This window comes from Undibacterium sp. Di27W (genome assembly GCF_049340345.1).
Taxonomy (GTDB): Bacteria; Pseudomonadota; Gammaproteobacteria; order Burkholderiales; family Burkholderiaceae_D; genus Undibacterium.
In genome coordinates, this window is sequence record NZ_JBMPOS010000017.1 from 1 (window position 1) to 15,272 (window position 15,272).

At 51.8% G+C, this 15,272-nt stretch carries 12 protein-coding genes; 7 read left to right on the forward strand and 5 right to left on the reverse strand.

Annotated features, from left to right (window positions below; genetic code table 11):
* Positions 1–307: 307 nt before the first annotated feature.
* From ACO0LF_RS26560 to ACO0LF_RS26570, 3 genes are all read left to right on the forward strand, one after another.
* A complete protein-coding gene (locus tag ACO0LF_RS26560) occupies positions 308–1,072 on the forward strand; it encodes an SDR family oxidoreductase (RefSeq protein WP_423019562.1) in 765 nt (254 codons plus the stop codon).
* Positions 1,073–1,637: 565 nt separating this feature from the next.
* The gene (rsgA, locus tag ACO0LF_RS26565) at positions 1,638–2,723 is read left to right on the forward strand and encodes a ribosome small subunit-dependent GTPase A (protein ID WP_423019564.1); all 1,086 of its coding nucleotides are present in this window, start codon (positions 1,638–1,640) and stop codon (positions 2,721–2,723) included.
* 378 nt (positions 2,724–3,101) lie between these two features.
* Positions 3,102–4,553, forward strand: coding sequence for a DUF4214 domain-containing protein (locus tag ACO0LF_RS26570; RefSeq protein ID WP_423019566.1), 1,452 nt, complete (start codon positions 3,102–3,104; stop codon positions 4,551–4,553).
* A 258-nt stretch (positions 4,554–4,811) separates the two neighbouring features.
* Here ACO0LF_RS26570 and ACO0LF_RS26575 read toward each other — a convergent pair whose 3' ends face one another.
* Positions 4,812–5,657, reverse strand: a complete 846-nt coding sequence (locus tag ACO0LF_RS26575) for a hypothetical protein (protein ID WP_423019568.1) — start codon at positions 5,655–5,657, stop codon at positions 4,812–4,814.
* Positions 5,658–5,890: 233 nt separating this feature from the next.
* Here ACO0LF_RS26575 and ACO0LF_RS26580 point away from each other — a divergent pair, with 233 nt between their 5' ends.
* From ACO0LF_RS26580 to ACO0LF_RS26590, 3 genes are all read left to right on the forward strand, one after another.
* Positions 5,891–7,213: a hypothetical protein gene (locus ACO0LF_RS26580; protein ID WP_423019570.1), complete on the forward strand. Its 1,323-nt coding sequence runs from the start codon at positions 5,891–5,893 to the stop codon at positions 7,211–7,213.
* A 168-nt stretch (positions 7,214–7,381) separates the two neighbouring features.
* Positions 7,382–7,741: a hypothetical protein gene (locus tag ACO0LF_RS26585; RefSeq protein ID WP_423019572.1), complete on the forward strand. Its 360-nt coding sequence runs from the start codon at positions 7,382–7,384 to the stop codon at positions 7,739–7,741.
* A 50-nt stretch (positions 7,742–7,791) separates the two neighbouring features.
* Positions 7,792–9,234, forward strand: a complete 1,443-nt coding sequence (locus tag ACO0LF_RS26590) for a hypothetical protein (protein WP_423019574.1) — start codon at positions 7,792–7,794, stop codon at positions 9,232–9,234.
* Positions 9,235–9,312: 78 nt separating this feature from the next.
* On the opposite strand, the gene ACO0LF_RS26595 is transcribed toward ACO0LF_RS26590, so the two are convergent.
* Positions 9,313–9,648, reverse strand: coding sequence for a hypothetical protein (locus ACO0LF_RS26595; RefSeq protein ID WP_423019576.1), 336 nt, complete (start codon positions 9,646–9,648; stop codon positions 9,313–9,315).
* Positions 9,649–9,834: 186 nt separating this feature from the next.
* Here ACO0LF_RS26595 and ACO0LF_RS26600 point away from each other — a divergent pair, with 186 nt between their 5' ends.
* Entirely contained in the window at positions 9,835–10,614 is a 780-nt protein-coding gene (locus ACO0LF_RS26600) for a polysaccharide deacetylase family protein (protein WP_423019578.1), read from the forward strand.
* Between the two features lie 719 nt (positions 10,615–11,333).
* Here the strand turns inward: ACO0LF_RS26600 and ACO0LF_RS26605 are convergent.
* The 3 genes from ACO0LF_RS26605 to ACO0LF_RS26615 form a co-directional block, all read right to left on the reverse strand.
* The gene (locus ACO0LF_RS26605; protein WP_423019580.1) at positions 11,334–12,236 is read right to left on the reverse strand and encodes a hypothetical protein; all 903 of its coding nucleotides are present in this window, start codon (positions 12,234–12,236) and stop codon (positions 11,334–11,336) included.
* Between the two features lie 209 nt (positions 12,237–12,445).
* Complete coding sequence (locus ACO0LF_RS26610; protein ID WP_423019582.1) at positions 12,446–13,510, reverse strand: alpha/beta hydrolase family esterase; 1,065 nt, start codon at positions 13,508–13,510, stop codon at positions 12,446–12,448.
* A 13-nt stretch (positions 13,511–13,523) separates the two neighbouring features.
* Positions 13,524–15,218 (reverse strand): thiamine pyrophosphate-binding protein, encoded by a 1,695-nt coding sequence (locus tag ACO0LF_RS26615; protein WP_423019584.1) that lies wholly within the window; start codon positions 15,216–15,218, stop codon positions 13,524–13,526.
* Positions 15,219–15,272 lie beyond the last annotated feature (54 nt).

The window sequence follows — 15,272 nt, forward strand, 5'->3', positions numbered from 1 at the left end:
GATCATCGCACGTAAAATATTGCGAGTTGCTTTTAGCCTGTTCAAGAACAGCGTTGATTTTAATTCTGATCTCATCTCGATAAAAACTTGACGGGAACCATAGAATCTAATCGTACCTACACGGGCTATCAAAGCCTGCGGAAACCGCACTCCATACCCGCTGCGCGCTGGCGTTTGGCCTGGAATTGCCTGGCTCAAACTGTGCGCCATAACCCGGAAAAAAATCCCCAGTCCGATTCTGGCGAGACTGACCAGGCCCAAACATCAATACTGCCCGCTCTTGTCCAACACCACAAAGAGGAAGAGCATGATAGAACTGAACAATAAAATCGCCATCATCACCGGAGCCAGCGCAGGCATAGGGCGGGCTGCCGCCTTGCTGTTTGCCCGTGCAGGGGCAACCGTCATTGCCGCTGCGCGGCGGCAGGCTGAACTCGATAGTCTGGTGGCAGAGATACGGCAGGCGGGTGGCCGCGCCGCTGGCATTGCTGGGGATGTCAGGCATGAAGCCTATGCACAAACCCTGGTCGATTTTGCCTTGCATGAATTTGGCGGGCTGGACATCGCCTTCAATAATGCGGGCACCATGGGTGCAATGGGGCCAACACCTGAGGTGTCGGCAGCAGGCTGGCAAGATACCCTGGACACCAATCTGAACAGCGCTTTTTTTGCCGCCAAATACCAGATCCCGGCCATGCTCAAGCGCGGTGGTGGCAACCTGATATTTACTTCCTCCTTTGTCGGTCACACTATGGGTTTCCCTGGCGTAGCAGCCTATGCGACCAGCAAGGCAGGCTTGAATGGATTGACGCAGGCACTGGCAACAGAATTCGGCGCGCAAGGCATACGTGTGAATGCGATTTTGCCTGGTGGCACAGACACGCCCATGGCACATCAGATGAACCACACGCCAGAGGCCATGGCCCAGGTCGCCAGCCTGCATGCATTGAAGCGCCTGGCCCAGCCAGAAGAAATCGCCAGGGCAGCCCTGTTCCTGGCATCGGATGCTGCGTCTTTCATGACGGGTACATCCATGCTGGTGGATGGCGGGGTGTCGGTGAACCGGACTTGAAGTGAGCTGATGCAAGTGGGGTATGGGCTACTCTTATGCAAAGACATGTCGCTGGCAAGGCACTATCCAGCGACATGAATATGCAAAGGGTCTACAGTCTTGCATCAAAACGCCTTGATTTGTTTTCATTGGCATCAGCATTACTCTTGCCTTAGCAGCATAGATGCGGTGCGTTGCAACGCACCCTACAGGACACGGTCATGTGCAGGGTGTGCCGTGCGCACCGACTTTTATTTTCACGCCCAGCTTACATGATTTAAGAAGCTCACTTGACGCCCCGCCGTGCTACTGGCACACTACGCTTTCCTTCAACCACCACAGGAGACAAAAGCATGAGAACCACGGATATTGCCCTCCTGTCGGCTGCCTGATCTGCCTGCATCGTTTTCTGGCGTTTTTAAAATAGTCCCGCTAGTGTGCTAGTGCATTGATGCGCGTTTGATCACGCGCCGACTTCCATTTTCTTTTTCGTTCCTGCACGTCCTGGTTTTTTACCAGTTCTGCGGGATGGCTTGGTGCATCCTCAATCGATGCATACCCATGAATATGGATAGACACACTAATCATGATCAATTTTGATTTCGCCTCACTGCGCCTGATCGGCCTGACACCTGCTATCGCCAATCAGTTGCACGGATTGGCAGCAGAACAGGCAGCAGAACATACTGAGGACAGCACCCTGCAAATGGTGCGCATTACTGAAGTACACCGCGACAGCCTGGTTGTCCACAATGGCATCAAGACTATGCAGGCGCGCGCCCTGCTGCGTCTTTTGCATGAACTGGCAACTGATGAACAAAGCCTGGCCGTCGGCGACTGGGGCTTGCTCAGTGGTACAGCAGAGAGCAGCTACCACCTCATCACCCGCATGCCGCCCTTGACGCATCTGGCACGCCGTAATAATGAAGGCCGCCTGCAAGCCCTGGCCAGCAATATCGATACCGCCTTGCTGGTCATGGGCCTGGACAATGATTTTAATTTACGCAGGCTGGAACGTTACCTGGCCCTGGTGCATGCCGCTGATGTCGCCCCTGTCGTGCTCTTGACCAAGGCCGATATGCATGAGCATGCCACTACTCGGCTGGCGGAGGTAGAGCAGCGCCTGTCTGCCAGCGTGCCCGTGTTTGCCATCAATGGGCTCAGCAACGCCACCGCAGCATTGCTGGCGCCCTGGATGGCAGCGGGCCAGACCCTGATCTTGCTGGGCTCATCCGGCGCAGGCAAATCCACCCTGACCAATACCCTGGCCAGCAGTGCGCAAGAAACCGGCGGCGTGCGCGCTGGCGACAACCGCGGCCACCACACCACCACAGCACGCTCGCTGCATCTCTGCCCTGGCGGGGCCTGCATTATCGACACCCCTGGCCTGCGCAGCCTGCAACTCAATCTCGACGAAGAGGCACTCAGCGCCAGCTTTGCTGACATCGATGCCCTGGCCGCCACCTGCCAGTTCCGCGACTGCAGCCACCAGAGCGAACCCGGCTGCGCCGTGCGCGCCGCAGTGGATGAGGACAGGCTCAAGAACTACCAAAAACTGCTGCGTGAAAGCCAGCGCAACCAGCAAACCCCGCTGGATAAAATTGCCGCAAGGTCAAAGTGGAAAGTCTTGATGCGCTCGGTCAAGGAAAGGGACAGGCTGAAGCGGGGATAGGCTTGCGCAGGTGCGGCTTTAGCGGCGAATTTCTGATGACATTCATCGTGTGACATAAAAATTGAATGCAATGAGTTTTCGCGGCTGAAGCCGCTCCTGCAAAGGCGCAGCCCATTGCATGGCAAGCTAAATCGCAATAGTCTCCGGATCTTGGCGGATGGCGATGGGCGCGACAAGGAAGCCTGCTCATCTACTGCAGCTTATTCATTTTTTACTTCATATAGAAAAAAATGAGCAATCCAGACCTGACTGGACTGCTCATTATTACTATGAAGCATGTTAAAATAAACATAATTTATTTGGCGATTTCAAAATACCTGTTCGCATTAGCAAAATCCCATTTGCAAGCACTTTCAGTATCAAACCTCTTACACGCCCATGACTATCATTATCCGAGAAAACACCATCATCAGTGTCAACACTACTTACAAAGAACCAGTTCAAGTGGCGGCAGGTGTCAAGCTGACCATCATGCCCGGTGTAACGCTGGATCTGAGTGGGAATACCCTCTTGCTGGCAGGTGATTTGCAGTTGGCGGGAAATGAAACCCAGATGGCGAGACTCAGTAATGCCACGATTTCGACAGATAGCACACAAGGCAAGATCACGGGCGACAATGCCTATTTTTCTCATGTCATTGTGGATGATTTTTTCAGTGACGGTTCAATCCAGTTATCGAAATCGATTATAGAAGCGTCTGCTATCAGCCCGCTGAAGAGTAGCAAATTTAGCTCGGATCTGTTCATCAATTCGACTATCCACGCATCTGGAACTAAAAATGCAGATATCAGCAATAGCACTTTCGTCAATACGCCCATAACAGTCACTGCGTGGACAGGTTTTTTTGGTGGATCGCTGAATATCAGTAGCTCTAATTTTATCAATGCTGGCGAGATTATTAAACTGGACCCTTTTTTCAGTGGCTCTGGATTTTCTCATAACATACAGATTTCCAACAGCTATGTCGCAGGCATCACACCAGCACAAATAGATAGCAAAGTGTTTGATGCTGATGACGATATACGCGTTAGCACTGACATCACCCCTGCCTCATTCACCACTACCCCCTACGTCAATGATGTACGCGGCTTTGTCGTCGGCAACCAGGTGATCAGCCTTGATATGCTGGGTTATAAGAACACTGGCGCATCCTCTGGCATAGGCACCAATAATGCAGATACCCTGACAGGCACTGCAGGCAATGATAATTTATTTGGATTCGCTGGCAACGACCGCATTACTGGTGGCAAAGGGAATGACATGATAGACGGCGGCACCGGGGTCGACACTGCCGTGTACAGCGGCCGCGCCGCTGACTATACCCGCGTTTTCAACAAGACCAATGGCACGTATACAATTTCAGCCAAAGCGAGCGATGAAGGTACTGATAGTCTTGTGAATATTGAGAGGCTGCAATTTAGCGACAAGATGATCGCTCTCGACATCAATGGCGTTGCGGGACAGGCATATCGACTCTATCAGGCAGCATTCGACAGAAAACCTGACTTGGCTGGTTTGGGATACTGGATCAATGACATGGACAAAGGCAGCAGCCTGACCATGGTGGCAGCTGGCTTTTTTAAATCTCCAGAATTCCAAAAACTATATGGTGATAATCCCAGCTCCAGCATCTTGATACAGGCGATGTATAAGAACGTACTCCATCGCGCCCCCGATCAAGCGGGTTTTGACTACTGGATGAAAGAACTTGATTCAGGAAGAATAAGCGCCGCCGGAGTCCTGGCAAGTTTTTGCGAGAGTACAGAAAACCAGGCGCAAGTGATAGGTTCCATTCAAAATGGTATTGAGTATACGCAATGGCTGGGTTGATCCGATAATTGCTATCACCCTGGATGGCAACCGGACAAAGCCTGATCTTGCTGGACTCACCGGGTATAGCTAAATCCGTCCTGGCCAACGACTAAAAACTGCTACGCGAAACCTATCGTCATCAACAAACACCGCTGAATAAAATTGCGGCAAGGGCTAATTTGAAGGTGTTTATGCGATCGCCCAAGGAAAGGGATAGGTTGAAGCGAGGATAGTCTATTTTTTAAAAATACAAGGTATTCAACAATGCCTTGTATTTTACCGATCAGCTTGTTCGCTTTCCCTGACAAATTCTTCAAACCTCAACTGCTCTTTAACTAAGCGACGTACGCTACGCACGATAGCGAAATTCCCAAGCACACATATGAAAAGAGTGCCGAATACTATTCGGTAGTCAAAGTGCATATCGATACGACCGATAGAATACAGATATTCCATCAGCCAGAAATAGAACGTTGGCACTATCCAATAAACTATGCCAGATCCTACCCATAATATTTTGCTCTTTTTCGCAAGCGTCACTAGATGCTTCAGGATATATAAATGCCAGATGTAGGCTGGAATCGCTATGAAGTATAAAGGCGAACGAATTTTACTAACAATAGAACTATAGTTAATGACCCATGGCAGTCTTGGGAACCAAGACAAGCCCATTGCTAACAAGAGCAATATGTTCGGTAATAACATAAGTAAGCAGCTTAACAACAGCCAGCGCACATAGTACTCAACATCATTCAAGGGCCGAAATTTACGCGACCTGCTCAAAGCCATCCAGGCAAAGAAAAATCCAGCCAATGCCGAAGAAAGCAGGACATGCAGAGACAGGAATCCGGCATACGGTGCATGTGCTGGTAACAGTGATGCATCTGAGAAAAACATGTACAAAACAAGACGCAGAAATAATGCTGATATCACCGTCAGAATTATCGACGGTGCGATCCATTCACGTCTGGCATCGGAAAATGCGCCAGCATTTGCAAAACTTAATATCTGCAACAGTACAACCACTATCAAAGTTGGCAAAGACAGCAAAGCGAAGATAGGAAATAACTCTGTCATGAACCTTGACAGCGGCATGGAGACTCCAAATGCAACAATATTCATGATGTAGTAATGTTTTGGAGTAGCGTATATTTTACACTCCCTCACGCAGGGTTTGATCAGCAATCTTATTCATTAGAGGAGGTCATCACCTCCTGCCAGCATCGTATGGCACATAATTTTCCACTACTTGTATAATGGTTATCACTACTAAGGTCATGGTATAGTCGGCACAAATTTGAACAAGTACGTGCCAGCAATAAACACATACAACGTCTAATAGATGATGCCCAACCATGCCATATCTTTACCTCCTGCTAATCACACTATTTACATTCTTCTTCGCCAGCCCGGCCTTTGCCTACAGCCAGCATTCCGAGCTGGAAGAGTTGATACTGGGTGCGGTCGGCAGTGCGCTGGTGAGTATCGTTGTGATGATCGTGGTGTTTGTCAGGTCCAAGCATGCGTTCTTGCCGCGGTTGTTGCTGGCGCTGGCCACGCCCTTGCTGGTGTTCCCGCTGTGCATGGCCGGTAGCATGGCGACCAGTTATGTCGCACAACAAGTGTATCAAAAACAAAATGCCGAAGCGGCCCAGCGGCAGGAAGCTGAGCGCCAGCAGGATTGGCAACGCAATCCCTTGCGCCTTGCCGCTTGCGATGATGCTGACCAGCAAAGCCTGGAAGCAGCTTTGGCATCAGGCCAGCATGATGTAGAAACCCGTCAGCGAGTGCTTGAAGAATGCATTATCCCCAAGGCCAACCAGGCAGGCTTGCGCAGTTTTTTGCAGACGAGCTCGCAGCAAGAAGAAGATAAATTAGCCTATTGCAATTACCTGAAACCGGTACTGACGAGCATGAACACCAGCTTGCTGGATGTGTTCGTCGAGCAAAAACTATCGCTGGTCTGCCCTTCGAATACTTACTATGGCGACACGCCTGACAAGCCAGCACCGTCATGGTGGGAATTATTATCAGAAAAAAAGACAGATACAGCTACATTACTCAAGACCTTGCAATATCTGAAGGCCCATAATGTAAATATGAAGTTCACTACCAGCAAGCTCTCCATGCTCTCACTGGCCATGGCCAGCGCGAATGTCGATGTGATTTTATTTGCTCTTGATGCAGGGCTTGATCCCTATGCCAGCTTTGAAGATGAACAAACGCTGACACCGGCCCAGACCTGGATATTGCAGCGATTCTCTTTTACCGACCTGGGCAGCTACAGCACGGCAGATATGCAACGCCTGCAAACCAGGTTGCGCGAATTGACAGCGGCAGAAGCAAATGCGCTGGCCAGCAAGAAACGTTATTCAAGCAACCTGGAAGCGGTCGAAGACGGTGGTGGAGGCTTGCTGACTTACCTGATACAACGCGGTGGCAACCTCAAGCAATTGAACCAGGGTGGCAATGGCTTCATGCGCGGCAATACTCACCTGACATCCGCCTTGCGGGCAGCGATGGATAAACTCAATGACCAGCAATTGCAGGATTTCATTTGTCCGCAAAGCAGCAAGGATGCTATTGTCTATTCACTTTATCTCGATGCCAGGGAAATGGAAAACCAGGAGCTGGTGTCCTTCTTGAGGCAAAGACATATGCCTGAGACTTGCCCCTGAAGTTGCGAGATAAAGTGGCGAAATAAAGTGGCGAATAAAATGTCAATATGCAGCAGTGATATAGTTCGCTAAGCAGTAGTATAGAGCCTGGCAATCACGTCCTAGCCCCGCTGTCATGCCAATCAACTAGTCTTTAAAAAAATTAACTTCCACATACTGTACATTGACATGAGTTACGTTATTTCGATCTATCACGCAGACATCAAAAAGAAAATCGATGGGGGTCTCGCGATTGAAGATTTTGAACATTCCAGATTTGAAGAAGAGGATCTGGCAAGATTTCTTATTCGTTTAATTAAGTACGGTTATAGACCGGAGAGCGAACATACATCGATGAAGGCATACGTCAAAGAAGTAGATGCATGCCCGATTCAGGTTCATGTTTTTGATACCCAAATCTCTTTCTCTGTGCCTTACTGGCCTAATTCAAAAGAAGCTATTTTTGCAGCGTTGCAAGACGCAAGTGAGCTATCTGATTCAAATACCATGGTGATGCATGATGCGCAAAACAATGAATGGATACTTTGATGCCTGCACGCATGCCGCGCCTGATGCCAGCTAGAAAGCCATGATAAGATTTGTCGTCAGAATGTAAGAAAATTATTCCAGACTACCATATGCCAGCCTTGTCACCAGAAACACAACAAGTGCGTACAAATATCCTCTCGCTTTTGCGCCCAATTTTCCGTCTGTTATTCATACTGTCATCCGTCACCCTGTCCAGCCAGGCCTTTGCCGCCGTCAGCGTCAGCAACACCCGTCTGGATGAGTTGATCTGGTCTGTCATTGGCAGCGCCTTGCTCAATATTGTCGTGATGGTGGTGGTGTTCATCAAATTGAAAAAGCGCTGGTGGCAAAAGACCTTGATCAGCCTCTCTATACCGCTGGTGTTTTTCCCTGGCCTGATATTTTGCAGCTTGATGACGGTCGAGGCAGTGAACCATGTTAAACAGTGGCAGAGCCAGCGTGAGAACCAACGTATAGAAGCCCAAAACGAGCGCGACTGGCTGAAAAACTTCTTGCGCAGCGCCGCCTGCGAAGGTGAACATGCCCGTTTTGAAAAAGAACTGGCATCCCACAGGCACGAGCAAATCAGCAAGCAGCGCACGCTGGAAGAATGCATCATCCCCAAAGCCAGTGTTGCTGACCTGCGCCTCTTGCTGGCTGACTTACAGTCTGATAACCAGGATGAAGCAGCCTATTGCGCTTATCTGAACCCGGTACTCATCAGCCTTGATACCAGCCTGATGGAAGTTTTTGTCGAACAGCATTTGTCGCTGACCTGCAAGTCGCAGGCATACCCGAATGAACAATTTGACTATACAGCAGAGCATCGGCCGCCATCCTGGTGGGATGTGTTTGCCCGCAAACCCCATCCACCAGCAGACCGTTTACTGCCAGCACTGCGCTATCTGCAAGCCCATGATGTGGATTTGAAACGTATCGTCGCCGGGCACTCTCTGCTGTCGCTGGCAGTGGAAGACAGCAATGCTGCAGCCATCCATTTTGCCCTCGATCTTGGCATGGACCCGAATGACCCGCTGTATCAATCGAATGCCCTGTCACCAGCAGAGACCTGGGTATTACAAAGATTTTCCAGCCAGCATGGCGCATCCTCTAGTATTGCAGAGGGCAATAGCATACAAGCGCGTCTGGGAGAGATGACGCCAGCACAGGCAGAAGCCATGGCAGGCAAGCTGCACAAGAAAGTCAATCTGGACATGCTGGCCAATGGTGGTGCAGACCTGCTGGCTTACCTGGTCAACAGCGGTGCCTCCATGCGCAAACTCAACCGGGGTGGCAGCCTGATCTTTGGCAATACGCCCATGTCACCAGAATTGCAAGCCGTGCTCGACAAACTCAGTGATGCGCAACTTGCTGCCTTTATTTGTCCTGAAGTGAGTGAATATGATCGTGATTATCCACTGTATGCAAATGCCATTTCATCCGCCAACAAGCCTTTGATCGCCCTGCTCAAGAAGCGCAAAATGCCTGAGACTTGCCCAGCCGCGCAAAAATAAACCTGGCGCTGCATCGATAAAGACAAAGTCAACACAGTGCGCGCATGAAGGGCGCACTGCCTGGCAAGCTACAGGTATTTATTTTTTCTTTTGTTCTGGCACGGGCACATCCTTGCCATCGACAGTCAGGCTGACAGCGCTGCCCTTGCGCACCATCTGTATCTTGAGCGCGCCTTTCTTTTTATAAATGACAGTGCCATTCAGACTCAACTCGCCATTCTTTAATTCCAGCACATTACCATTTTCCGTGACGATGCCAGCCTCGCCGCTGATGCTGGAGATGGCAGTGTCGCCTTCCATTTTGAAGCTACTGCTGCTGCCGCCATTGGCATTCGCACTTGCTGGGGTAGCGTAGACCAGGCTGGATGCAGAAAGCGAAAGCAGCATGCTGAGCAAGACGGTAGTGAATTTCATATGAGTGGCTTTCTATTTTAGGAAAATGGCAAACAAATACATTATGTCAATGAAATGACTTTGTCAAATAGATAATTTTCTCTTGGTAGTGTGAAGCTCTTTATGAAGTTTTACCAATTGTAATTTGAAGTGCACCTACGCCCGCTTTGCGTATACTCCTGCTCGTCTTAGCACCTATTGTCCCCCATGATATTGAGCAGCAAGCGCCTTCCACTGTTATTGATACTGAGCTGCCTGTCTTGCCTGCCGATGGCACAAGCCATGCCGGTGGAAGTACATACCCGCATCGCTGCGCCTGCCATGGCAGACAAGAAAATCGCCTTGACGCTGGATGCCTGCTCCGGCAAGTTTGATGCAGACCTGCTCGATTTTTTGATACGCAAGCGCATCCCCGCCACTATCTTCGTCACCAAGAAATGGCTGGATAAAAACCCGCAAGGCGTCGCCATCATCAAAGCCCACCTGGATTTGTTTGATGTCGAAGATCACGGTGAAAAACACATTCCCGCCATCATCGGCCCAGGCAGGAAAGTGTATGGCCTGACAGGTGAACCCGACATCGCCGCGCTACAGCGCGAAGTCACCGAAGGTGCCAAAGCCATCACCAGCGCCATCGGCACCACCCCGCAATGGTATCGCGGTGCCAGCGCCAGATATGATCCGATTGCCATGTCAGAGATCAACCGGCTTGGTTATAAAATCGCTGGCTTCTCCCTGAACGCCGACCAGGGTGCCACCTTGCGCAAGCAAGCCATCATCCAGCAATTCAAGCGCCTGCAAGCCGGTGATGTCATCATCGCCCACATGAACAAACCCGCCTCTGATTCTGCCGAAGGCCTGGCCGTGGCGCTGGCGGAAACACAAAAGCAAGGCTACGTCTTCGTGCGCCTTGATCAGGTGGAGTTACAGCGGGTGAACTTGCAGAAGAGCTTGCCGGGAAAACAAAAACTGCTGGCTGTCAACTAGTTTGTGGCGTTGGGTGCGTGATAACGCATCGTTTTTGTGTGCATGACTTGTGGTGCGTTATAACGCACCCTACCAGGTTTATTGGATCGTTGTTATTCGTAGGAGCGGCTTCAGCCGTAAATTCCTACAAGAGCTGAAGTCATCTTATGACTCCCTGAAATCAAGACCAAAAATCTCACCACAGAGGCACAGAGCGTGCACAGAGAAGAATCCATCATGAACAAACAGTAGGGTGCGTTATAACGCACCCTACTCATCCATTGAGAAGCTGGTGAGGGTGGATTAAAAATCACGGCCACAATACGATGGATTCCTGCCTGCGCAGGAATGACGAGTGAGAGGACATCCCGCTATTCCAGCGACGCGGTTGGCGTCGCTTGGCAAAATCACTCACCTAATCGCACCTATGTTCAGCCTGGTAGTGTGCGTTATAACGCACCCTACTCATCCCTTGAGAAGCTGGTGAGGGTGGATCGAAAATCACGGCCACAATACGAAACAAAGGCCGGTCAACAGACCGGCCTTGATCAAATCTCCTGGCTTCCCAGGTTCTTTTTTTACCCTGATTTAACGCACAAACAAGGCAATCAGGATAACGATGGGGAGTGGGATGCCAAGTAATAACAATAAGATAGAACGCATGATAATCTCCAGAAATGATGGTTGATACCTACCCTTGTGCGGTCCGGCGACAAGGGCGGGGCTCAGGCAAATAATGCTTAGGCGATGACGTGGGCCTCATCACGCTGACGGCCACCCAGGGTAGCTGCCAGGCTGGCGACAAAGGCACCCAGCAGCAGGGCGACAAACATCCACAGGGCAGAATTAGCGGCTGCCTTGCGTGCCTGATCTGCGGCTATCTTGGCGTTATTCTTGGCGTCAGCAACTGACTGATTGAACTGGGCGAATACCGCGTCTACACGCTTAGTGGCGTCGATCTGGTTCATGTCGGTGCGCTTGGCGACCAGCCTGGCCAGATAATCGCGGTCTGTGGCGGACAAAGAGCCGTTGACCACATCCGTCGACAAAATTCTGCCCACTTCCATGCGCACGTTATTGGCGCTGCCAGTGTTGCTGGCCACAGTGTTATCTGTCGTAGCCTGCTCTGTACGCAGCAACATGTCAGTGAAATAATCGACCGGGTTGACTTTGGCATTGCCTGCCACCGTAGCGGCTGCATTGACTGCTGTGCCTGCTGCATCTGCTGCGCCACTGAGGATACTATGGGCAGCGCTGGCCAGCAGGCCGACTGTCAATATAGAGGCCACAGCCCATGCCAGCATGCCATGCGCGGTGTCGCGGAAATAGACTTCATTATCATGCACATTGGTCCATTTGGTGCGCAGGCGGCCAGCAATATAACCACCGATGCCGGAGGCAGCAAGCTGGGTAAAACCCAGCCAGGCGATGGTCGAAATGCCCATGAGGGTGGCGTTATAAGACCACGGTGACACCGAAGACAAGCCCAGGCCCGTACCCAGCATTAACAATATCAGGGAAAGGGCCGCAGCCGCGACCGCACCGCCGAATACGGCTCCCCAGGACACGCCTGAAGTACCTGTACGGCTTGCCCCCTCAGGAGCGACTATCAGCATATTTGCTTCAGTGGCATTGTTGTTCATATAGTTATCCGTCTGCTTTCAGTTAGTTTTATTCACAATGACATCTCAGGTTTTTTCTTCATAAAAGACATGAAAGAATGACCTCATGATAGGCAGCCGGAAATTTTATGTCTGTGTGTTGCCCAACACTGCGCATAGATTTTTCACATGAAAAATAAACAATTCTGCAGATAGAGAAAATGGGAATGCGCACACACTGCTCATGCTGCTTATATGAAGTGCTTGCTGGCGAAAGCCCAGATCATGGCAGAGGCATCTGGCCCCTTAGGGTCACTATAGGCATGGCCAGTTGCGCCGCCACTCCAGGCATGGTCCAGGCCATTGATCTCACACAGGCTGACGACGAGCTTGCCCTGGCTGCGATAATCCGTCACGGTGGCTGGGTAACGTGCGCCGCGTTGTACGCTACGCGGTTTGGATGCTTGCGCGCCGGATTGTTCTGCCCATTGCCGCGCCAGTAGTGTCGCATTGACGGGGGAGACGACACGGTCCCTGCTGCCCTGGATGATCAGTAAGGCAGGCAATGTCATATCCGCAGGCAGCGGTGCAGCGAGCTGCCTGCGTCCGCGCATGGCCATGACCGCAGTCGCTGAAGAATGCGCCAGCCCGGGCGCAACGCCGGAATGCATGGCAAGCGCCCGAAAACGCCGGGGATCACTCAAGACTAGCAGCGCCGCCATGCTGGCACCGGCAGAGAGGCCCGCCACGGCCATGCGTTGCGGGTCTATGGCCTGCGTCAGGCAAAGCTGGTCTATCACCGCATGGATGGACCTGGCCTCGCGTTGCGCCCTGCCTGAACGGCTGTCATACCAATTCCAGCAGGCGTGGGTATTTGCGAGTTTTTCCTGTTCAGGATACAGCACACAGAAGCGCTTGCGCTCTGCCAGCTTGTTCATCCTGCTGCTGGCTGCCATTGCTTCTGCATCTTGCAGGCAACCATGCAACATGACTATCAGAGGCAGGCGTTCATTGCTGCGCACGCCGGGTGGGCGATACACGTGATAGCGCCGTGTGCCTGCGGCACTGACGGTGACGCCTGTTGTCCAGTGGGTGCTTGCGACTAAGGCTGGCTTGGCAGGCTTGGTAGGCTTGCGTGGCTTCGCTGGCTTGACTATCTTTGCCACCTTGGCAGACTTGGCAGGCTTGACAGGCTTGGCGGTGGCCAGCGTCTGTTTAATCGCCTTGACACCAGCAAGTGTCACCGAGCTGCTCATCTTGTTAAACAGACGTTTGAAAGAACTACTCCACAGGGACTTACTGCTGCGCTTGGTCATGAGGATTTTTTTCTCAACTGCCGCCCAGTGACAAAAAGGCTTCCTTCACCCTTGCCAGGCCAAAACGCCATATCTGGTCGAGATGGATATGCGGCATAGACGGCAACTCAGCCGGGTCGATAAACACATTCAAGACTGCCGGACCATTGGCAGCAAATAGCTGGCGCAAACCGCTATCGAGTTCGCTGGATCTTTTGACCGTAAAGCCAGCTGCGCCGCAAGCGACTGCAAAGGCAGCAAAATCCATATTCGGAAAGGTGCTGCCTTTGTCGGCAGGCAAACCTGCCTCTTCCATTTCAAGGTGGACCAGGCCCCATTGCTGGTTATTGAAAACAATCACCTTCACAGGCAGGCGATGTTCTACACTGGTCATGAATTCACCCAGCAACATGGTAAAGCCGCCATCGCCCACGGCAACAATGACTTGCCTGTCGCGATCCAGGGCCTGCACGCCATTTGCCTGGCCCAGGCTGGTACCTACCGCAGCATTATTAAAGGAAGCCAGTATCCTTTGCTGGCCAGATTGCTGTATCCAGTTGCCGCACCACAGCGTGACCACACCAGTATCGATGATGATGGCAGCATCGCTTTGCGCATGCATGCTGATGCCGCGTGCCAGGGCTTGCGGATTGACATGCTGCCCACTCTCTTGCAGCACGGCTTTCTTATCTAGCATCTCATCCCATTGTTTGCGCGCATCACGCACGCCATGCAAGAAATCCTGCTCTTGCCGTTGCGGCAATTGCTCAAGCAATTGGGTAACAGTGGGCTTGATAGCACCAACTATGCCCAGTTGCACACCAGTGCGCCGCCCCAGCACTTCAGGGCGCAGATCTATCTGTATGACCTTGCCATTCTTGGGCAGGTATTCGGTATACGGGTAATCAGAACCAAGCATCAAGACCAGCTCGGCATCTTGCATGGCATCCACACCAGGTGCACCGCCGATCAGGCCCACCCCACCCATCCAGTAAGGATGGTGATAGGCGACCATGTCCTTGCCGCGAAAAGTATGCATGATGGGGGCCTGCAAACGTTCTGCCAGTTGCAGCACTTGCGAGATCGCTGTGCGGCAGCCAGTGCCAGCAAAAATCGCAATTTTTTTGGATTGCTCGATCAGGTGCAGTGCCACGGCCACATCCTCAGGGTCGGCGGCCATTTCTGGCGCGGCCCTCAGGGTGGCCAGGCTGCCCATTTTGGTATCGGTTTTTGCGGCAAATACGTCAGGCGGGATATTCAGGTGGGCCACCCCATGCATGCCATAAGCATGGGCAATGGCTTGATGAAAGACATGGGCTGCCTGGTCAGCATTGGCCAGTGTCTGTGTATACACCGCCACATCGCGGAACAATAAATCCGGCGTGTTTTCTTGCAGATAATCATTGCCGCGCTGCGCAGCGGGAACACCGCCAGAAATCGCCAATACCGGCGCATGGTCTTTATGTGCCTCATACAAGCCAGCAATCAAATGATTGGCACCAGGGCCCGTCGTGCCGCAACAGACCGCCAGCTTGCCAGTCAGCTTGGCCTGGCCAGCGGCAGCCAGCGCCGCCCCTTCTTCATGCCGCACGCCTATCCATTGCATCTCCTTGTTTTTGCGTATGGCATCCGTAAAAGGATTGAGCGCATCGCCCACCACCCCAAAAATCTGCCGCACACCCAGCTCGTGCAAAGTGGCAACCAATAACTCGGCGACTGTTTGTTGCATGTTATTCTCCTGATCTGTGAAGACGATACGGGCCGGGTGGAAACAAGCAGGCAA